14 protein-coding genes and 1 pseudogene are annotated in these 20,922 nt (G+C 58.9%); 7 read left to right on the forward strand and 8 right to left on the reverse strand.

The window, feature by feature from the left end:
* Positions 1-79 precede the first annotated feature (79 nt).
* The gene (locus AC1DRN_RS08145) at positions 80-1,114 is read left to right on the forward strand and encodes a fimbrial protein (protein WP_411740716.1); all 1,035 of its coding nucleotides are present in this window, start codon (positions 80-82) and stop codon (positions 1,112-1,114) included.
* Between the two features lie 73 nt (positions 1,115-1,187).
* Here the strand turns inward: AC1DRN_RS08145 and AC1DRN_RS08150 are convergent, their stop codons facing one another.
* The 4 genes and pseudogenes from AC1DRN_RS08150 to AC1DRN_RS08165 form a co-directional block, all read right to left on the reverse strand.
* Entirely contained in the window at positions 1,188-2,651 is a 1,464-nt protein-coding gene (locus AC1DRN_RS08150) for a hypothetical protein (RefSeq protein ID WP_457265963.1), read from the reverse strand.
* A gap of 134 nt (positions 2,652-2,785) precedes the next feature.
* Positions 2,786-4,999: an autotransporter outer membrane beta-barrel domain-containing protein gene (locus AC1DRN_RS08155; protein ID WP_457265962.1), complete on the reverse strand. Its 2,214-nt coding sequence runs from the start codon at positions 4,997-4,999 to the stop codon at positions 2,786-2,788.
* A 230-nt stretch (positions 5,000-5,229) separates the two neighbouring features.
* Positions 5,230-7,221, reverse strand: a complete 1,992-nt coding sequence (locus AC1DRN_RS08160; protein WP_457265961.1) for a hypothetical protein — start codon at positions 7,219-7,221, stop codon at positions 5,230-5,232.
* 236 nt (positions 7,222-7,457) lie between these two features.
* Positions 7,458-8,669, reverse strand: a pseudogene (locus AC1DRN_RS08165) (pyridoxal phosphate-dependent aminotransferase).
* Between the two features lie 412 nt (positions 8,670-9,081).
* Here AC1DRN_RS08165 and AC1DRN_RS08170 point away from each other — a divergent pair.
* Complete coding sequence (locus AC1DRN_RS08170) at positions 9,082-9,441, forward strand: DUF6124 family protein (protein WP_223463085.1); 360 nt, start codon at positions 9,082-9,084, stop codon at positions 9,439-9,441.
* Between the two features lie 130 nt (positions 9,442-9,571).
* Here AC1DRN_RS08170 and AC1DRN_RS08175 read toward each other — a convergent pair whose 3' ends face one another.
* A complete protein-coding gene (locus AC1DRN_RS08175) occupies positions 9,572-10,708 on the reverse strand; it encodes a glycerate kinase (protein WP_457265960.1) in 1,137 nt (378 codons plus the stop codon).
* A gap of 257 nt (positions 10,709-10,965) precedes the next feature.
* Complete coding sequence (locus AC1DRN_RS08180) at positions 10,966-12,087, reverse strand: sugar diacid recognition domain-containing protein (protein ID WP_457265959.1); 1,122 nt, start codon at positions 12,085-12,087, stop codon at positions 10,966-10,968.
* Positions 12,088-12,257: 170 nt separating this feature from the next.
* On the opposite strand from AC1DRN_RS08180, the gene AC1DRN_RS08185 reads away from it, so the two are divergent.
* The 3 genes from AC1DRN_RS08185 to rarD all read left to right on the forward strand — a co-directional run bounded on the left by AC1DRN_RS08185 (position 12,258) and on the right by rarD (position 15,868).
* Positions 12,258-13,568 (forward strand): MFS transporter, encoded by a 1,311-nt coding sequence (locus tag AC1DRN_RS08185; RefSeq protein WP_223463082.1) that lies wholly within the window; start codon positions 12,258-12,260, stop codon positions 13,566-13,568.
* Positions 13,569-13,775: 207 nt separating this feature from the next.
* Positions 13,776-14,789, forward strand: a complete 1,014-nt coding sequence (locus tag AC1DRN_RS08190) for an aldo/keto reductase (protein ID WP_223463081.1) — start codon at positions 13,776-13,778, stop codon at positions 14,787-14,789.
* Between the two features lie 197 nt (positions 14,790-14,986).
* Entirely contained in the window at positions 14,987-15,868 is an 882-nt protein-coding gene (gene rarD, locus AC1DRN_RS08195; protein ID WP_223463080.1) for an EamA family transporter RarD, read from the forward strand.
* Between the two features lie 139 nt (positions 15,869-16,007).
* On the opposite strand, the gene hppD is transcribed toward rarD, so the two are convergent.
* A complete protein-coding gene (hppD, locus tag AC1DRN_RS08200; protein WP_223463079.1) occupies positions 16,008-17,084 on the reverse strand; it encodes a 4-hydroxyphenylpyruvate dioxygenase in 1,077 nt (358 codons plus the stop codon).
* A 250-nt stretch (positions 17,085-17,334) separates the two neighbouring features.
* Positions 17,335-18,279: a DMT family transporter gene (locus AC1DRN_RS08205; protein WP_223463078.1), complete on the reverse strand. Its 945-nt coding sequence runs from the start codon at positions 18,277-18,279 to the stop codon at positions 17,335-17,337.
* 77 nt (positions 18,280-18,356) lie between these two features.
* On the opposite strand from AC1DRN_RS08205, the gene AC1DRN_RS08210 reads away from it, so the two are divergent.
* Positions 18,357-19,229, forward strand: a complete 873-nt coding sequence (locus AC1DRN_RS08210) for a LysR family transcriptional regulator (RefSeq protein WP_223463077.1) — start codon at positions 18,357-18,359, stop codon at positions 19,227-19,229.
* 112 nt (positions 19,230-19,341) lie between these two features.
* Positions 19,342-20,874, forward strand: coding sequence for an EAL domain-containing protein (locus tag AC1DRN_RS08215; RefSeq protein ID WP_223463076.1), 1,533 nt, complete (start codon positions 19,342-19,344; stop codon positions 20,872-20,874).
* Positions 20,875-20,922: the final 48 nt, after the last annotated feature.

Genomic DNA, 20,922 nt, shown 5'->3' on the forward strand with positions numbered 1-20,922 from the left:
CCACGGCCGCCCATCAGGAAACACCATGAAACTCAAGATGCACCGAGTGCTGCGCGCCGCCCTGCTGGCCGCCGGATGTATGCCTCCATTGGCGCTGGCGGCCAATTGCGAATGGGTCCCCGCGGGGGGGCCGACCACCATGAACTATCAGAGGAACATGGGCACCCTGTACGTTCCTCGAGACGCCCGTGTCGGCACCATTATTGGCAGCATTGATATGAGTCATTTCACGCCTAACAACGCGAACATGCTAGCAAGCTGCCGTAACGATGGTAGCCATCGTCTGGAGTTCAACGCCCGCGCCACTGCACCGATCTTTCCTGGCCCGCTGGAGCCGATCAATGGAGAGGATGTCACTGGCAAAATCCTGCAAACCAATATTGCCGGCGTGGGCGTTCGAATAAAACTGGGCTTTCCACTCAATGGCGAGGGTACCACCTCTTTCGTCCCTATCGGCCGTCCGACCGTGCCCTATGATGGATTCAACGACAAAAACATATTGACAGCCATTCAGCTCAATAGCTTGAACAATCAGGTAACACTGGTGAAAACCGGCCCTTTGGCACCCGGCCCTCACAGCCTTGATGGTAGCGAGCTGTTCAGTGGGCATATCACTGATCTGGGCAAAGCGTTCGGATATGGATTGATTGGCACCATCATTCAGGCCCAATGCAGCGTCGGCGTCAACCCGGTCAGTGCCGACCCCGTACCACTTGGGAGTTGGGACACCACTGACTTCACCGGGGAGGGCTACACCACCACGCCGGTCCCTTTCAATATCACGTTGAGCCAATGCGAGACCGATCCGCGTGTAGGTTTCGTCGCGACGGCCAATATCCGCCTCGACGGCATCCTTGGGTCAGCCCCCATCGGCCCTACCACCGACGGCGTATTCAGCCTGACAACCGATTCGGATGCCAAAGGAATGGGCATTCAGATACTCAAGGGTGATGGTTCGCCCGTGGAGCTTGCCACCGAAGTGCCAATAACCGCGATATCGCCAGGCACCACCGTGCTGAATTTCAAAGCGCGCTTCTACCAGACCGAACCCACCACTGCGGTTCGCCCTGGTGTGGCCAAAGGTGCACTGAGCTTTACCCTCACCTACAAATAAACCCAGATAAGGGGTACCCGGAACGAAGGAGCGGGTTTGTCCTGTCAGACAAACCCGCTCCTCCAATCAAGCCTCAGGCAATGAGTTGCGGGGTCAATTTTCCAAACGTCTTCCAGGTCTGCAGGCTGTCGAAACTTACCTTGACCACCACCTCAAACCCCAGATTCAGTTTGAAACGTTGCAGATCGGCCTTTGCAATCCGCCCGACAGAAATGACTGGCGCCACTTCCGGAACCCGGGAGTCGGTGAGTATCGGGATCTCGAGTTTTTGACTGTTGCTGTCGACGCCTACCACGGTGACGGTAAGGTACTGATCGGTCGCCATGAAGGTCCAGCTTGCGAGCGTGAAGTCAGCGACCCCTGTCGTGAGGCTCGCGAGGCTGAGCTTGCCGCCCGCTACCTGGGTGCATTGCACACTGGGTAAACCGGTCAGCTCTTCAACCCGTAAACTGTAATTTTGCGACTTATGCGGGTCTGTCACACCGGGCTCGATGACCTCGTAATACACCGGCAAGGTCTTGCCCAGATGCTGAGCAATCTTGTCTTTTGGAATGTTGTACTCCCTGGAACCTGCCGAGACCGGCGTATTGGTTCGAAATTCGCCGACAGTCCCTGGCGCGGCCCATTGCACGAAGGCCTCTTCACCCTCGTAAATGACTGCGTCGGACGGGATAGTGACCGTGACACCGTTGACCCCATGGCTGGGGATCAGTACACCGCTCGATGCTCCCGACGACGCCTCCTTGACTTTTGATGGTGGCAATTTGCGCGGGATTGGCGTGGCGTCGACGTCCAACTCGACGAAATCCACAGACTTGCTGACGTTGCCAGCCCGGTCTTTGATCTCGTATCGCACGTACCGCACGCCATTGCCCCGATCACGTATCAGATCTCCAGTAACGTTGAACTTAACAGGCAAGGTGTAATTGGTATCGTTAAGCTCAATGACGCCGCCAGGGTTCTCATCACTCAGTCTTACCCCCCAATGCCAAGTGATGCGGTCCCAGGGTCGGGGGGCTGTATAGCCAGGCAGTTCAACCTTTACCTGATCGCTGTTTTGCTCGAGGTAGCGGGCGGTGAGTTTATTGGGCGGGAGCACTTCAGGAGGGAAAATCAGTTTGCTGTCGGCCGCCAGAACAGGGGCCATGATATCGAGCGTGACCACCAGATCTTCGGAAAACTCTTGCGCCCCGTTATAAATCGTGAACCGATAAGCCAACCGGTGTTGACCTTCATTACCTACGTTTCTCAACCACGCTTTGGGCAACCAGACAAACTGATCCGAATCCTCGATGGGGGCGCTCCACTCCCGTTTAGAAATCGGGATCGAGGTGTCGTCAACATAGTCAACGAACAGTTCGACTGTTTCCTCGTCGGCCGAGGGATCCGAGTGAGCCGGCACTGTGAACCATACTTTCAAATCGTCATGGGTCAACGTCGCTGGAATCAGGTTCGGCTCCCCTCCCGGCACTTCGGGAAGCAATCCTGACACCTCGGCTTGTGGCATTTTGATATCACTGAAAATACTCATGACCATGAACAAGACTCCTCAGCAAAAGTGCGCCGGAGAAATCATCCAGTCCCCTGAACAACTCTCCCGCGCCCCACGAAAAGAATATTGAATGCACGGTGTAACGGTTTGCCTCAGCCCGGTGACATCAAGTCATCCGACTACCAGTTGTAACGAACACCGACATTGGCGCCCCAAGGCTGCTCGATCTTGTCGCCATTGCTGTAATCAAGATCAACGTGCATCGACACCCTGTCGGTCACAGTCATCGCCACGCCCGCGCCCAACTCGCCGCGAGAACCCGACAAATCATTACTGAAACGGTTGCTGTTGACTTCGACGTCACTGTTCTTGGCGAATTCATGCACGTAAGCGGCGCGCAGATACGGCTGCACCACCTTGCCTTCACTGAGGGTGAAATTGCGTCCGACCGTGGAGCCCAGCTTGGCCAGCAACGAGCGTGAGCGGTCGCCGTCAGCTGACAAGCCATTGTCCAGATCGTATTTCGCGCCCTCGAAGGTCACGGCGGACAGTTGGGTAAACGGCTCGACAAAGTAGTCATCCGCCAGCTTGATGTTTCGCCCAAACTCCAGCGATGCACCGATGCCGTCAGTGTCGTAATTGCCCTTGGTTTTCTTGCCGTCGCTGAGTTGAACGTCAGATTCGTTCTGGAACCGGTTGTATTTGATGACACCGTCGAAGTAATACCCGCTCTGCGCATCCAGCCAGGTGGTATAGGCGCCCAGGTAGTAGCTGTCGACTTCGCCGGTGGTGCCACGGCTCATGTCCAGGTCGGACTGGCTGTAACCGCCCAGCACACCGACCAGCCATTGCCCGCCGCCCATGGGCAGCGGCGCATCGGCACCGAACGAAATGCCTTGCTGGGTTTGCTTGTAGGCCACGCCGGCACTGTCACTCACGTTGTATTTGTTGCCGTAGGCACGGACCCAGCCACCGGCCTTGCCCTGATCCATGCGCACCTCGCCCATGCGGGTGCGCAACGTGCTGAGCTCACCGTACCAGACCGTCGGGGCCGCATTGAACAACGCCATGACCGACTGTGTACCGGGGCTGATCGTCTTTGTGGCCGTATCCAGCACCCAGTCGTTGTCGCCTTGCTTGATCAAGTCGTAGGAAAACGCCCCGAGGTTCACGGCACCACCGGCCAGGGCGAATGTTGCGTCACCCGAGCCGATATGCACCACCGCCTTGGAACCAGCCCCTGCCGGCTCTGTGCCCTGGCTGTCGAGGGCGACAAGATGGTTGCCACTGGCATTGCCAGACACGGTCAGGGTATCCACCTGCCCGGTGGTGAAGTCGTTGTGCATATGGAACGTTCCCCCCGTACCCGACAGGGTTTCCACGGAGAGATTGAAATACTGCCCCGGGTTGCCGAACTGGACGCCACCGCCGTTGAGCGAAAGGTTCTCGACACTACCGTCACCGACCATCACCCAGAGCGCATTGTTGTTGACCGCCAGGTTCTGAACGTTTTCCAGGCGCCCGGTCAGGGTTGCAGACTGGTCGAGCAACACGTCGGCACTGCTGCCGTCGGCCACGACGATATCGCCGACCAGATGGCTGTTGTTGACGTTGAAATTAGCTGCAGAACCGTTGGTGACTTCCAGCAGCGTGCCGTTTCCCCCTTTCAACGTAGAACCGTTCGTGACCGTGATATTGGCCCGCTCGGAGTTGGTTTGGGTCTGGCCGTTGACAATAATGGCCGAGCCACTCAAGCCCTCGACATGGGTCTTGTCAAGAATCAGTGCATTGTTCGCTGGCAGGTTGCCCGCGGTGAACAGGCTGACACCGTTGAGCCCGCCGACGATCGTGCTGCCAGTCGCCTGTACCTTGCCGCCGAAGCTTTGAATACCAATGCCGTCAGCGTTGCGAGCGGTGACCGTGGTGCCGGACTCCAGCGTCAGCTCCGATTGCGCGCTGAGGCTTGCGCCAAACTGGCCGCCGGTGATCTGGCTGGCGCTGACCCGTGCAGTTGAGCCACCGTTGGCCGTGCCGATCAGACGCAATCCAGTGCGATCACTGACGACCCGACTGTTGGTAATGCTCGCCTCACTGTTGGACAGTTCGATGCCGTTGCTTGTACCCAAGGCCGTCGCCGTGGTGCCGTTGAGTGAAAGCTTCGACCCCGTCTCGACACGAATCTGGTTAGTGGCGGCACCGTTGGCCGTCAGACTGGAACCGCCTCGCACCAACCAACTGTCCTGCGTCGTGGTTGCGTCGATGGTCATGGAGGCGCCATTTTCAATCGTTGAAAGTGCCAGCGCGCACGGACTGATCAATAGCATCGGCGCAAAGGTGGCAAGCTTGAGCTTGCGTGCGAGCGGCGAAAATGAAAATGAATGTCTGACGTACATGAGGTCGCTCCTGAGTCTGTCGGCTATAGGCAAAAACTCCACCTACTGGCGCTTTTCCAGATCGTGTATCTGTTGGGGCGGCAATCCTAAGAAACTTCCTACACCAGATATGTAGGAGTAATCCGAAACAACACTTGAGTACTCCCTTCCAACTGGGTAGCCGATGTTCACAAGTGTTGAGCCAGAGTCGACACGGACGGCAAACATCCGAATCGACTCTGTGATTTCACCTAAGGCACTATTGGGCAAGGATCATTCGGCCTGTGGAACGCTGTGCGACTGACCAACGCCTCAGACTCGACCGTCTCTGTTCCATCATCGAAGAAATACTGGATCTTCACTCGCCCCCGGCGAGTCGTCGGATTCTGGTCATAAAGCGGCTGGATATAAGTGGCGTAAGGCTCAACCCGAAATTCGAAGCCGGTCACGGGCGTACCCGCACTACCCAAGTCAAAATCCTTTTCGAACTTCACGTTGGGAATGGGATTGTCGGGCGAGGACAAGTCATCCCCTATCATGGGAGTGAACTCGAAACTGATGGTGTCGCCATCGTCTAGCAGCCCCGTCAGATCGGGTATTCGCACCAACAGCGCGCCATCAGACTCCAGCGCCGAACACCCCGGATAACCGGCTGGATTGGGGATTTTCGGAAAGCTTGCAGCGGGCAACTCAACTGCTACCGCATTGACCTCAACGTCCGTGGTTTTGGAATCCTGGTCGTTTTCCACACCAGGCCGGTGGACCCGATAGTGCACTGGTACGGGGTCGCCATTGCCACCGTCTCTGATGTATTTCCAAAGGATATCAACCGTAAGGTCATCGCCAGGCGTATGGGTTGCTGCGTCAAAAATGACCTGTGCCTCAACGACTCTCAGCCCGTTCCAGAAAAAATCAACGACATCATCATCCTTTGCCGAGGCATACCACTTGAAGGTGAATTTGGCGTCCTTGCCCTTGTCAGCCCTTATCAGCTGATTGGTCCGGCTGTCATCGAAGTTTTTGACTTCACCGGCGAGCAGGTCTGGATGAACAGGATTCGGCCAATCAATGGGGGGCCACGGAATCCATGGAATAGGTACCTCGAAGTTCACTGGAAAGTTGGCGGACTGAGGGCCGAACGGGCGGCCCTTGCGGAAAATCTGATAACTGACCGGTGTCGCTTTGGTTCCGGTGCTGGCCTGCCCGTACTCATTCAACATGAGCACGGCAGGCAACACCGGAACTTCCATGGTGGATATGTTGAGAAAGTCAAGGTCCGGCTCTACGCGAGTGGCGCCCCATGTAACACGAACCTTGTCACCAGCCTTCCAGTTATCGTACTTGTCGATCCAGACACTCACACCCGCTCGAACATGTTCGTTCACCAACGGCCCCGGGTCCGCTTGCGGAACTTTCGGTGGTTTTAAATTTGCGGGCAGAGGCCCGAAGGTCAGGCCAACCAATTTGTGCACAGACACTGCGCTGGGGTTTTGCGCCTCATCAATCAACACATAAAGAAGCACACATTCCGCATCGCCAAAAGCACGGATCTTATCGGCAGGAACCTGCACCGGTGTATCGCTGATACCGGGTGACGGAACATTGTCGAAAAACACCAACTCGGCATCCGTCGGATCAGGCGGAATTTGCGCAGCATCCACCAGATAGATGGCAATTTTATCTTTTGCTTTCCAGTCCGGATAACCGGGAACCGTAACAGTGAGGTTTCCTCCAGCGGGCAGATTGGTGTCATCCAGGTAATCAGCAGCGAGTTTCAGTGCATCGGGGGGCAAGTGCTTGTAGGGTGGCAAACGATCGCAAATGACCGTTGTTTCCTGAGAAGGAGTTTCCTCTTCGTTGTAACTGGTAATGATGTACTGCAGTTTGCACGTCGCGTCATCCGGAAGACTATTGACACCGATAGTCATGGGATAAGGGAACTTCTCCGGGAAGGGCGCAATGAACTCGTGATAGCCGACCTCCTCCCAGCCCGCTCCGCTATCAAAATAAAGCCTGACTTCATCACTGGCACCTGGCGGGGCCGCGTTGTCCCATTCCGGGATATAAACCGTCAGCCCGCTGGCCAGCCTGGGTCCGTTGAGCAGCCCCGTTGCAGCGTCGGCATAATCCTCAGATTTGATCTCGATCACCATATCGGCAAGATTTGCCCGATACTCCGTGCGCATTTTCAAATAGGCCGCGCTTGCCTCCTGTCGTTGCAGCTTGCTCGCTTGAGTTGCCATGTCCCGCTCTCCTGGTAGCCACTTGAACCATCGGCCATGTAATGGCCTTTCCATCGGTCGACAACAGGGACGCTGCGGGCAAGCCAAATGAACGTCTTCGCGCAGCAGGCCGAACTGACCTTGGGCGGATTAAGCACTCATGGAAAAAAAAGCGATACTGTCAAAGTTGACAGGTGGGTGCCGATTCCCTGCGCAGGAAGGATGGGGGCGCAGGGTTCAAAACGACGAAGAAAACCTCAAGACCGCGCCGAAAAGCTCAGGCTCGCAGCCCCCTCGAGCAAGTCCGTTACACACAGAGAAATACGTCGACAGGCGTCCGCCAGCTTCAGCCGGTCCACCACCAGGCCGATGCGAATGTGCCCCGCCGCACTCGGCCCGAAGGCTTCGCCGGCCAGCACCGAAACGCCATATAGCCATCCAGCAGCCGCTCGGCGAAATGCTGGGCCGACAACCCGGTCTGGCGCACGTCGACCATCACGAACATGCCGCCATCGGGGCGAATCGCCCGGATGCCAGGGCACAGATCCAGACTGGCGCGCACCAGGTCGCGACGCAGGCGATATTCCTCACACATCAGCGCCACGTGCGGAAGGTTTTCATCCAGCGCCAATTGCGCGGCGTTCTGGATGAAATCCGGAATGCCGAACAGCATGCACAACGACAGATTCACCAAATGTTCACACAGCGATTGCGGCCCGACCACCCAGCCCACCCGCCAGCCACTCATGGCGTGGGATTTCGACAGGATGTTGATGGTCGCCGCTCGCTCGGCCATGCCCGGCAAACTCGCGGGGCTGATGTGCTCGCCCTCGAACAGCAGCTCGCTGTACACCTCGTCGCTGATCAACCACAGGTCATGGCGAATGCATAATTGGGCCAGCGCTTTCCAGGCCTTCATTGGCAGGCTGGCGCCGGAGGGGTTGTTCGGGCTGTTGAGCAACATCGCGCGGGTGTTCGGTGTGATCAGTGCCGCGACATCGGCCGGATCGACCCGAAAGCCGTTCTGCGAACACACCGGCACCGGCACCACTTTGGCCCCGCTGGCACCAAACACGGCTTCGTAGGTCACGTACATCGGTTCAGCGACGAGCACTTCGTCGCCCGGGTCAAGCAGGCATTGCACCACCGAATACACCGCGCACTGCGCCCCGGGGAATACGATTACATGCTCGGCATCCACCGACTGGCCGCTGCGCTGGCGATGACGCCGGGCGATGCTGTCGCGCAAGCCTTGGCTGCCGCGCACCACCGGGTAGTGGGTGTCGCCGGCCAGCAAACTGCCAATCGCGGCCTGGACGATGGGTTGTGGGGTGTCGAAATCCGGGTCACCGATCGACAGCAGCAAGACATCGACACCCTGCTCGCGCAGCGCCAGCTGCTCGATCATGAATCTGCCAGGCCGCCGCTCCGTCACCGGCGATTCGTTGGGTCAAGGCTGAGTAGCGCATGGTGTTCTCCTGTGGCGCGTGTTCCTTGCCTCAACCCTATGTCAAATCGCGAAACACGCCAGCCGCGGGCGCCTGTTTAAAGGCGTTTAAGATTACTTCATGCAAGCTACAAGACCTTGCACCATTGCCTACGGTTACGCCAGAATCCGCCGGCTTGTGCGCCTTGGAGCCCATCGGTAACTTGATTCGCGTCACTGATTGTCAGTGATCGGGTTTAGCAGCCTGTGTTAACTCAGTTGTGCGTGCATCTGTCATGCAGGTCTTTCTGTTGCCTGTACTTGATGGTAGCTGTACGCAGGGCGCTCTCGAGCGCGCCGGATTGCTGAGTTTCCGGTCTGCTAACCTGCGTGCAGTTGCCACCCTCTTCGTTTAGCAGCCGGAGGGTTGGCACATCATTGGGACAACTCAGCATATGTTCAAAGTAACTCCAAACCCGCCGGACACCGACCCGACATCCCCGTACGAACCCGATTCAAAAAAACTCAACGAAGCCGCCGAGCGTGCCCTCGCCTTCCACTTCCCCTCGACCGCCGACATCAAAGCCACGCCGCGTACTCCCGGCACGCTGTTTACCGTGAACCTTGAAGCCACGACCGAAACCCTGGTGGTGTATCTGGTGGAAACGCTGGCGTCAGTCGACGTGATGGTCCACCAGTTGGTGGATCATCTGGACGGAGGGTCACGCAATGCGCTGCTGGGGATTTCCAACAGCGTGATGCTGGCGGAGATCACGGCGAATCGAGTGCTGGATCAGATTGATCCGCCCGAATAGCCGATCAAGACACAAAACCTGTGGGAGCGAGCTTGCTCGCGATGGCGTCTTGTCAGTCAGCATTGATGTCGCTGACACTCCGCTATCGCGAGCAAGCTCGCTCCCACAGGGATCGTGGTGTTCAAACGCTTTACTGACTGGCCGCCCGCCACACGCGTGCAATATCACTCGCCCGCTCGCGCAGCAAGCGCGGCGCCTCGGCACAGGCCTGCTCCAGGGTCATCGGCCCGCTCGCCAGGGCAAACGCAGCGTCGATGCCGTGTTCATAGAGCGCCTGATAACCGTCGCCCAGGGTGCCGGCGATGACGATGACCGGCACCCCGTGTTCCCGGGCGACCCGTGCCACACCAAAGGGCGTCTTGCCGCGCAGGGTTTGCGCATCGAAACGACCTTCGCCGGTGATCACCAGGTCGGCGCCGGCTACGGCGTCAGCCAGGCCCACGAGTTCGGCCACCACCTCGACCCCGGCCTTGAACTGCGCACCGAGGAACGCCTTGGCGGCAAACCCCAGGCCGCCCGCCGCGCCACTGCCCGGCTCGTCGCGCACGTCGTTGCTCAAGGCAATCGCGCAATGGTCGGCAAAATGCCCCAGGGCACGGTCCAGTTGTTCGACCTGTACGGGCGAGGCGCCTTTTTGCGGGCCAAAAATCGCCGAGGCGCCGTGGGGACCGCACAATGGGTTGTTGACGTCGGCGGCGATGTCGAAGCGCACCCGCGCCAGACGCGGATCAATGCCGCTCAGGTCGACCCGGGCCAATTGCGCAAGGGCAAGACCGCCTGGTGACAACGTCTGCCCCTGGGCGTCCAGCAGTTTCACGCCCAGGGCCTGCATGGCACCGGCGCCGCCGTCATTGGTCGCACTGCCGCCAATCGCCAGGATCACCCGTTGCGCACCGGCATCCAGCGCGGCGCGGATCAATTGCCCGGTACCGAAAGTGCTGCTGATGCAGGCATCGCGTTGCGCCACCGGGACCAACTGCAAACCGCTGGCCTCGGCCATTTCGATGATCGCGGTGTGGCTCTGCGGCAACCAGCCCCAGGCGGCATCCACCGTTGCTCCCAGCGGCCCGCGAACCATGGTGCGGCGCTGTTCGCCTTCACAGGCGGCAAGAATCGACTCGACAGTCCCCTCCCCGCCGTCGGCCATCGGGCATTTGATCAGTTGGGCATCAGGCCAGACTTGCGCCAATCCCAATGCAATGGCGTCGGCCACGCCTTGAGCGCTGAGGCTGTCCTTGAACGAGTCGGGGGCGATCACGATTTTCATGGGAATTCTCCAGTTCCAATGCCCACATGCTGCCAGCCGCCTTGAACAATAACGCCGGGCCGCTGCACAAGCGGTGTTGAGGATTATTGTTCATTTCCACAAAGCCCGGCGGAAGCGGCATCGTCCACAAATCTGTGCACCACCACAAATAACTGTGGGAGCGAGCTTGCTCGCGATGGCGGCGCATCAGTCAGCATTAATGTCTCTGACACACCGATATCGCGAGCAAGCTCGCTCCCACAGGGAATGTGTATGGTTCAGGGGTTCGTGTCTGTCTGGGGGAGCAGTTGCACGCCGAGGTACAGCGCGAGCATCCCATCGAGTCGCAGTGGATCAACCCCGCTGAGCTCGGCAATCCGCTCCATGCGATAACGCAGGCTGTTGCGATGGATGCCCAGTGCATCGGCGCAGGCCTGGCTCTGGCCGTCGTGTTCGCACCAGCTGCGCAGGGTCGCCAGCAACTGACCGTTGCTGTCCTTGGCAATGACCCTGCGCAGCGGGTTGAGCAGTTCGTCGAGGGCGTCGTCGTTGCGGTGGCGCCAGAGCATCACCGGCAGCCGATAGCGGTTCAGCATCAGCAATCGGGAGCGCGGCAGCACCTCGCGTCCATAGGCCAGCAAGTCACCGACCCGACGATAGCAGCGGCGCAACCCGGCCAGCCCGTCGGCTTGCCCACCCACGGCGATACGCAGGATGTTCCAGCCAAGGCCATCGAGCTTGTCCAGCAAGCGCTCGTTCTCCACCGACTGACTGGCCGGCCGGCACCAGAGCAATGAAGTTTTGGCCGAACTCACGCACCAACTGTCGGGGTGACGGGTCGTCAACCAGGCACTCAGAGCCTCGACGGTTTGCCCTGGAGCGTGTTCCAGGCCCAGCTCGAACAGATAGGGCACCCGGGTCATTTGTGGTTTGAGCCCAAGCTGCTGCGCTTCATCGACCAGTCGCGGAGAATCTCCGGCTTCGCTGAGCAACAGCGCCAGCAGATCATCGCAGCGCTGGCGCCGCCATTGCTGTTCGGCCTGCTGGTTGCGCTGGCCCACCAGCATTTCGGCGGTCATGCGCACCAGTTCGGCGTAGGTGCGCAGTTGCTCGGGTTCGCCGGTGATGCCCAGTACGCCGATCAGGCGCTGATCGAGCAACAGCGGCAGGTTGATGCCCGGCTGCACGCCCTTGAGATGAATCGCCGTCTGCGCATCGATCTCCACCACCCGGCCGTTGGCCAGGACCAGTTGCGCACCTTCATGCCGGGTGTTGACCCGCTCCGGCTCGCCACTGCCCAGGATCAAGCCCTGGCTGTCCATGACATTGACGTTGTACGGCAGGATAGCCATCGCCCGGTCGACGATGTCCTGGGCCAGGTCGTGATCGAGTTCGAACATGCATGTGATCCTTGAAGACGGTGATGGAACGGGTTGTTCACCCGCACAGGCCTTGGTAACAAACCCTGTGCTCAGGCACAAAGACAGCCACCCTGAGGGTGGTCGAGACTCTCTTGGCGATCAACGTTACCCTTTGCATCGCAAAAAATCATAATAAAGAGAGAGCCGCCATGACACAGAGCGCCATAGCGTCCGACGCCATCGCTGACGACAAAAACGCCGTCTACAAGCGCATCACCCTGCGTTTGATCCCCTTCATTTTCATCTGCTACCTGTTCAACTACCTCGACCGGGTAAACGTTGGATTTGCCAAACTGCAGATGCTCGACGCGCTGAAGTTCAGCGAAACCGTGTACGGCCTCGGTGCCGGCATCTTCTTTATCGGTTATGTGCTGTGCGGTGTGCCAAGCAACCTGGCCCTGACCAAATTCGGCCCGCGACGCTGGATCGCGCTGATGATGATCACCTGGGGCACGCTGTCGACCTGCCTGCTGTTCGTCACCACCCCGACCGAGTTCTACACCTTGCGCCTGTTCACCGGCGCTGCCGAAGCCGGGTTCTTCCCCGGTGTTGTGCTCTATCTCTCGCAGTGGTTCCCGACCTTCCGCCGTGGCCGCATCATGGCGCTGTTCATGTCGGCGATCCCGGTGTCCGGCCTGCTCGGCAGCCCGTTCTCCGGCTGGATTCTCAACCACTTCGGCGCAGGCCAGGGCGGTCTCGCCGGCTGGCAATGGATGTTCCTGCTACAAGGCATTCCGACCGTGATCCTCGGTGCGCTGGCTTATTTCCTGCTCAGCGACAGCTACGCCAACGCCAAGTGGCTGACCCCGTTCGAGCGCTCGGTGCTGGAAGCCGACCACGCCGAAGATCTGGCGAACAAGCCGAAAACCACCACCGACTCACTGCTGGCGGTGTTCAAGAACCCGGCGATCTGGGCCTTCGGCCTGATCTACTTCTGCATCCAGAGTGGCGTCTACGCGATCAACTTCTGGTTGCCGTCGATCATCAAGAACCTGGGCTTCAGCGATAACCTGGTGATCGGCTGGTTGAGCGCGATTCCGTACCTGCTGGCCGCCGTTTTCATGCTGATGGTCGGCCGTTCGGCGGACCTGCGCAAAGAACGCCGCTGGCATTTGGTGGTGCCGATGTTGATGGGCGCGCTGGGGCTGCTGATTGCGGTGAACTTCGCCGCCAACCCGGCCATCGCGATTCTCGGCCTGAGCATCGCCACCATGGGCGCCCTCACCGGCCTGCCGATGTTCTGGCCGGTGCCGACCGCCCTGCTCAGTGCCGGCGCCGCCGCGGGCGGCCTGGCGCTGATCAACTCCATGGGACAGATGGCCGGCTTCCTCAGCCCGTACCTGGTGGGTTGGGTCAAGGACAGCACCGGTTCGACCGATGCGGCGCTGTACCTGCTGGCGGGCGTGATTGTCTGCGGCAGTCTGTTGGCGCTGCGCATGACCCGTACCCTGCGCGCCTGACCACCACCTGACCACTGTAGGAGCGAGCCTGCTCGCGATGGACGTCAACGATAACGCGTTTATCCTGGATAAACGTGGTGTCCTGAAGTTCTTCGCGAGCAGGCTCGCTCCTACAGTTTGATTCGAGTGTGTTTGAGATTTACGTTTGCTCCTGGCAATGATTCTGGTATCTGATTGAGCCTTTCCCACTGGTAAAAGGATTTGCTCATGAGCTACCGCACGCTGGGTCATTCGGGTCTGCAGGTGTCCACCCTGACCCTGGGCACCATGATGTTCGGCGAACAGACCAGCACCGAAGATTCCCTGCGGATCATCGACAAGGCCTGGGACCAGGGCATCAATTTCATCGACACTGCCGACGTCTACACCAACGGCCGCTCCGAGGAAATCGTCGGCGAAGCCATCGCCAGCCGTCGCCATGAATGGGTGTTGGCCACCAAGGTCGGCTTCGGCCCCGTAGACGGCGTCCCCAACCGCAGCGGCCTGAGCCGCAAACACCTGTTCAACGGCATCGATGCCAGCCTGACGCGCCTGGGCACCGACTACCTCGACATCTATTACCTGCACCGCGAAGACCACGACACGCCGCTGGAAGTCACGATCTCGGCCATCGGCGACTTGATCCGCCAGGGCAAAATCCGCTATTGGGGCCTGTCCAACTACCGTGGCTGGCGCATCGCCGAAGTCATTCGCGTGGCCGACAGACTTGGCGTTGACCGGCCGGTGATCAGCCAGCCGCTGTACAACATCGTCAACCGCCAGGCTGAAACCGAGCAGATCACGGCGGCGCAAAACTACGGTCTGGGTGTGGTGCCCTACAGCCCGCTGGCGCGCGGGGTGCTCAGCGGCAAATACGCGCCGGATGTGAAGCCGGACGCCAACAGCCGTGCCGGACGTCAGGACAAACGCATCCTGGAAACCGAATGGCGCGTCGAGTCCCTGCGCATCGCCCAGCAGATTCAGGAGTACACCCAGGGCCGTGGCGTGGGTATCGTCGAGTTTGCGATTGCCTGGGTGCTKAACAACAGCGCCGTCACCTCGGCCATTGTCGGGCCTCGTACCGAAGCGCAATGGGACGCCTACACTAAGGCGCAGGCGGTGAAGATCACGGCCGAGGACGAGGCGTTCATCGATTCGCTGGTGACGCCGGGGCATGCGTCGACACCGGGGTTCAATGATGTGAGTCATTTTGTGTCCGGCCGTAAACCGCGCAATAACTGAACAAACACATAACCCTTTGTAGGAGTGAGCCTGCTCGCGATAGCGGTACTACGTTCAACAGAGATGTTGACTGGAAGATCGCCATCGCGAGCAGGCTCGCTCCTACAGTTGGACAGCGTTGATCGATCGGACAATATTCGTCCCGAAAACCACGTATCCTCCGCACCCCGTTTCACCTTCAACCTTGCGAGGACAGCTTGTCTAAAGGTATCGCTCTATCGGTTTCAGCCTCGGTGCTGTTTGCCGTCATGTATTACTACACGTCGCTGCTCACCCCCTTGAGCGGCGTGGAAATCTTCGGTTGGCGCATGCTGCTGACCGTGCCGTGCATGACCGTGTTCATGGTGGCGTCCGGCGAGTGGAAGCGCGTGCTGGAGATCGTTCGACGCGCCATGGCCAATCCGAAACTGATTGGCGGGCTGATCGCCTCCTCTGCCCTTCTCGGCGTGCAACTGTGGTTGTTCATGTGGGCGCCGCTCAACGGCTACAGCCTCGACGTATCACTGGGCTATTTCCTGCTGCCGCTGACCATGGTCTTGACCGGTCGCCTGGCCTACGGCGAACGCCTGTCCTACCTGCAAAAAGTTGCCGTGGTATTCGCCTGCCTGGGCGTGATCAACGAGGTGTATCGGGTCGGTGGTTTTTCCTGGGCGACCTTGCTGGTCTGCATTGGCTATCCGACCTACTTCATCCTGCGCAAACGGCTGGCGGCGGACAACCTCGGCGGGTTATGGCTGGACATGGCATTGACGCTGCCGGTGGCCGTCTGGTTCGTTCAGAGCGGCGCGCAAGGTTTCGCTGTGTTTGACCAGCATCCATGGTTGTCGCTGTTGATCCCGCTGCTCGGCGTGATCAGTGCGTCGGCGCTGGTGGTCTACATCATTGCCAGCCGCTTGTTGCCGTTCAGCCTGTTCGGCCTGTTGAGCTACGTCGAACCGGTGCTGCTGCTGGGGGTGGCATTGCTGTTGGGAGAGAGCATCAAGGCCGGCGAATGGCTGACCTACATCCCGATCTGGATGGCCGTGCTGGTGCTGATGTTTGAAGGGTTCAAGCATCTGGTGCGGCAGCGCAGGCCTTAAGCTCACACAAAACAAATGTGGGAAACAAAATGTGGGAGCGAGCTTGCTCGCGATTACAGTGTGTCAGTCAACATTAATGTTGAATGTACAACCGCTATCGCGAGCAAGCTCGCTCCCACAGTTTTATCGGTGTAACGGCTTAGTCGGTGGAGAGAACACCACGACGAACCTGGTCACGCTCGATGGATTCGAACAGTGCCTTGAAGTTGCCTTCGCCGAAACCATCGTCGCCCTTGCGCTGGATGAACTCAAAGAACACCGGCCCCATCAGGGTTTCCGAGAATATCTGCAGCAGCAGACGCTTGTCGCCCGACTCGGACGAACCGTCCAGCAAAATGCCCCGTGCTTGCAGTTCACCAACCGGCTCGCCGTGGTTCGGCAAACGGCCTTCGAGCATTTCGTAGTAGGTCTCCGGTGGCGCGGTCATGAAGCGCATGCCGATGCTTTTCAGGTGGTCCCAGGTCTTGAGCAGGTCATCGGACAGGAACGCAACGTGCTGGATGCCTTCGCCGTTGAACTGCATCAGGAACTCTTCGATCTGCCCGGCGCCCTTGGACGATTCTTCGTTCAACGGAATGCGGATCATGCCGTCCGGCGCGGTCATGGCCTTGGAGGTCAGGCCGGTGTATTCGCCCTTGATGTCGAAGTAACGGATTTCGCGGAAATTGAACAGCTTCTCGTAGAAGTTGGCCCAGTAGGCCATGCGACCGCGATACACGTTGTGGGTCAGGTGATCGATGATCTTCAGGCCGGCACCGACCGGATGGCGGTCCACACCTTCGATGAACACGAAGTCGATGTCATAGATCGAGCTGCCCTCGCCGAAACGGTCGATCAGGTACAGCGGCGCACCGCCGATGCCTTTGATCGCCGGCAGGTTCAACTCCATCGGGCCGGTTTCGATGTGGATCGGCTGGGCGCCGAGTTCCAGGGCGCGCTTGTAGGCTTTTTGCGAATCCTTGACGCGAAACGCCATGCCGCACACCGACGGGCCGTGCTCGGCCGCAAAGTACGAGGCCACGCTGTGGGGTTCGTTATTGAGGATCAGGTTGATCGCGCCCTGGCGATACAGGTGCACGTCCTTGGAACGGTGGGTCGCCACCTTGGTGAAGCCCATGATCTCGAAGATCGGTTCCAGGGTATTCGGGGTTGGCGATGCGAGCTCGATGAATTCAAAGCCCATCAGGCCCATTGGGTTTTCGTATAAATCTGCCATGGTCGGCGCCTCATCATGCTTTTGGAATTAACAAATGTTAGTTGCTAGCAATGCTGAGACCGGTGGGTGGCGCACAGGAGATGCCCCGCACGCTGCGGGCGAGAAAGTCACCGTAGATCAGTTGAAACCCGAATATCTTCATTGTCGACCCAAGGCTCTTGCGGGCGAGGCTTCTGCTGCCAGAAGACGATTATTATTGTATGCGTAAACCGATTCTACACAGCGTAAATCAATTTGTCCGCCTTCTGTATCAAATCCCCTTTTTCCCTGCTCGTGCAAGGGGTTTATTGCACAGGAAAATCCCCGTCAGAATCAGCCCGCCACCCAGACACATTGCCAGCGTCAGCGGCTCACCCAGCAGCAGTGCGCCAAGGAGAACCGCCGTCAGCGGATTCAAGGCAATGAACACCCCGGAACGCGTCGCACCGATTTTGCGGATGCCGTCGTAATAGCCGATATAGGCCAGCGCCGAGCCCAGCACACCCAGGTACAACAGGCTCAACCATTGCTGCGCACCCAGGCTGGCGACCGCGTCGATACTCACCTCGCCGCGGACGATGCAGGTTATCCAGAGCATGATCGTGCCCAGCAGAATCGAATACGTCACCGTTTGCACCGGCCCCAGCGTGTGGTTCAGCTCTCTGGAGCACAGCGAGTAGATGCCCCAGCCGAGGACGCAGCCGAAAATCAGCAGATCGCCAATCCAGGCGTCGGCACCACCGGCCATTAACTGCGGGTTGCGACTGACGATCACCATGCTCGCGCCCGCTATACAGATCGCAATACCGGCGACTTTGGCCCGGTTCAAACGCTCCTTGAACAGCAGCCAGGAAGCCAGGCCGATCACCGCCGGATTCAGCGCCACGATCAAGGATGCCCGTGAGGCGCTGATGTAGTGCAGGCCGTAAAAGAAGCACAGGTTGTAAAAAAAGATCCCGAAAAAGCCAAGCAAAAGCAATTGCAGCCATTGCCGGGGGTTGGGCCAAACCAGCGGTGTCCGCGCCATGCGTACAAACAGCAGCAACGCCACGCTGGCCAGCAGAAACCGCAGGCTGGCCGCCAATAGCGGGCTGAGGCTGTTGGCCAGATAGCGTCCGGCAACGAAGGTGCCACCCCACACCATGGTGACCGCCGCCAGTTTCAGATACACCGGCAGATCCGAGGGTTTTGCCAGGCTTTGCTCACAGATCGTCATGGATTCCAGGACCGGAAATTGGAGAGATGACGTATCATTTGGCTAATACCCAGTCATCGTAAAATGAGCAAACACTCATGACCCTCACTCAACTGGAGGTTTTTTCCCTCGTGGCCGAACTCCACGGCTTCACGGCAGCGGCCAATCGCCTGGGTATTTCCCAATCGGCGGTGTCCCATGCCTTGAAGTCCCTGGAGCTGGAGTTGGGTGTCGAGTTGTTGCGCCGCCATCAATCCCAAGTCGAGTTGAGCGACATTGGCCAGCAGCTGTTGCTGCGCGCCCGAGCGATGCTCGGCCTGGCCAACACCCTGCGCCAGGAAGCGGCCGATGCGCGGGGCATGAAACGCGGCACGCTGCGCATCGGCTCCTTCGGCCCGACCTCATCGATCAAATTGCTGCCGTTGATTCTGCAGCAGTACCGCGCCGCCCATCCCGGCATAGAGGTGCATATCGACGAAGGCCCCGACCGCCAGGTGCTCCAGTGGCTGGAGGAACGACGGATCGACATCGGCTTTGTGGTGCTGCCCGAGGAGCGTTTCGACACGGTCGCGTTGATCGAAGACCAGATGGTCGCGCTGCTGCCCGCCGACCACCCGCTGACGGCTCACGACAGCCTGAGCCTGAAGGACCTGTGCGATTTCCCGTTTGTGCTGACCGAGGCCGGTTCTTCGGAGCTGGTTTCACGCCTGTTCACGGCGGCCCGGCTGACGCCCAACATCCGTTATCGCTGCTCGCAGTTGATGAGTACCCTGGATGTCGTCGCTCGTGGCGACGGGGTGACGGTAGTTGCCGAAGGTTCATTGCCCGATCAAATTGACGGCCGCTGTGTGAAAAAACCGCTGTCGCCGGCAGTGTTGCGCCAGGTCGGCCTGGCGGTACTCGATCGACGCCAGGCATCACCCGCGACGCTGGCCTTTATCAAACTGGCCGCAAGCCTTGACTGGCGTTGAGCGGCATAACCGCCAAGGGCCAACTATCATGGCCCGTACCCGAACTCTTCATGGGAGGCGTTTTGTCCTGCCAGCGTTTGAGAGCATTACTTCTTCGTGACAGGATTCGCGAATGCCGCTGAAAGCCAAAACCCGCAGTCGCAGCACAAGAATGGCTGTCACCCTGATCAGTGGATTGCTCCCGGTGCTGCTGGGGGTCGCCATTCTTTACATGCAAGCGGGGCGTGCGCTCAAACAAGGCGCCGAACAAACCGCCGAAGAAGCGATTCGCCAGTTCGACTTGATGCTCGACAACACCGCCCAGGCCGCTCGTGAACTACTGCCGCTGGCCGGCCAAAGTTGCGGCGATGTCAATCTGGCCCTGCGCGAGCAGGTCACTCGCCGCCCATTCGTGCGCTCGACCAGTCTGGTGTGGGACAACAATCTCTATTGCAGTTCTTTGTTCGGCGACTACCAGGAGAAGGTCAACCCCGGTGACTACACCCAGGGCGCCTTATGGCTCATGAGCGGCAATCCGGTGACGCCCGACACCGCCTTGCTGGTCTACCGCCTGAGTGAAGGAAAAAAAGGTGCACTGGCGAATCTCGATGGTCATCACTTGAGCAATATTCTGCGCTTGATCGGCCGCAAGACCTTGCTCTTGCTGCAAGTTGGCCCGGACTGGATAGCCGCCGACGGCAAGGTTCACAGGGAAGCCGCGCCTGACCTGCCCGTTGCACAAAGTCGATTGACCTCCCGGCACTATGCTTTTGCCGTGGAAGCCGGCTTTCCCAAAGGCGAAACCTGGCGATACATGAGCAGCGAATATCCACCGCTTTTCAGTCTGCTGATTTTCTTTGGCGTGATTGCCGGGTCAATCGGTCACTTCCTGCAAAAGCGCTCATCGGCCCCCACCCAGGAAATGCAACGGGCACTGGAAGCTCAAGAGTTCATTCCATATTTCCAGCCTGTGGTGCATGGCGACAACAAACACTGGTCCGGCGCTGAAGTGCTGATGCGCTGGAAACATCCGAAAGAAGGCCTGGTGCGTCCGGATCTGTTCATCCCGTTTGCCGAGCACTCCGGGCTGATCGTACCGATGACCCGCTCGCTCATGCGACAGACCGCCGCCCTGCTCGCGCCGCAATCCGCCGGATTCAACAAGCCGTTCCACATCGGCATCAACATCACCGCCAGCCATTGCCAGGACCTGGAACTGGTCAAAGACTGTCGCGAGTTTCTCGATGCGTTCGAGCCGGGCTCGATCCATCTGGTGCTGGAACTGACCGAACGTGAACTGATCGAGCCCACGGCCATCACCCTGCAACTATTGGAGCAACTTCGCGAACTGGGCGTGAAAATCGCCATCGACGACTTCGGCACGGGCCACTCGAGCCTTGGCTACCTGCGGCAGTTCAATGTCGATTTTCTGAAAATCGACCAGAGTTTTGTCGCCATGATCGGCATCGACACACTCTCCAGCCACATCCTCGACAGCATCATCGAACTGGCGGTCAAACTCGACCTTGCCCTGGTGGCCGAAGGTGTCGAAACCCGTGAACAGAGTGATTACCTGAGTGCTCGTCAGGTCAACTTCCTGCAAGGTTATCTGTTCGGCAAACCCATGCCCGGTGCGGAATTCATTAGTGCATTAAGCAACCATTAACTAGCGGATTTAACCGAGAAAACAACGACTACACGCACCAATTTGAAT

The organism is Pseudomonas sp. P5_B3 (genome assembly GCF_056400405.1).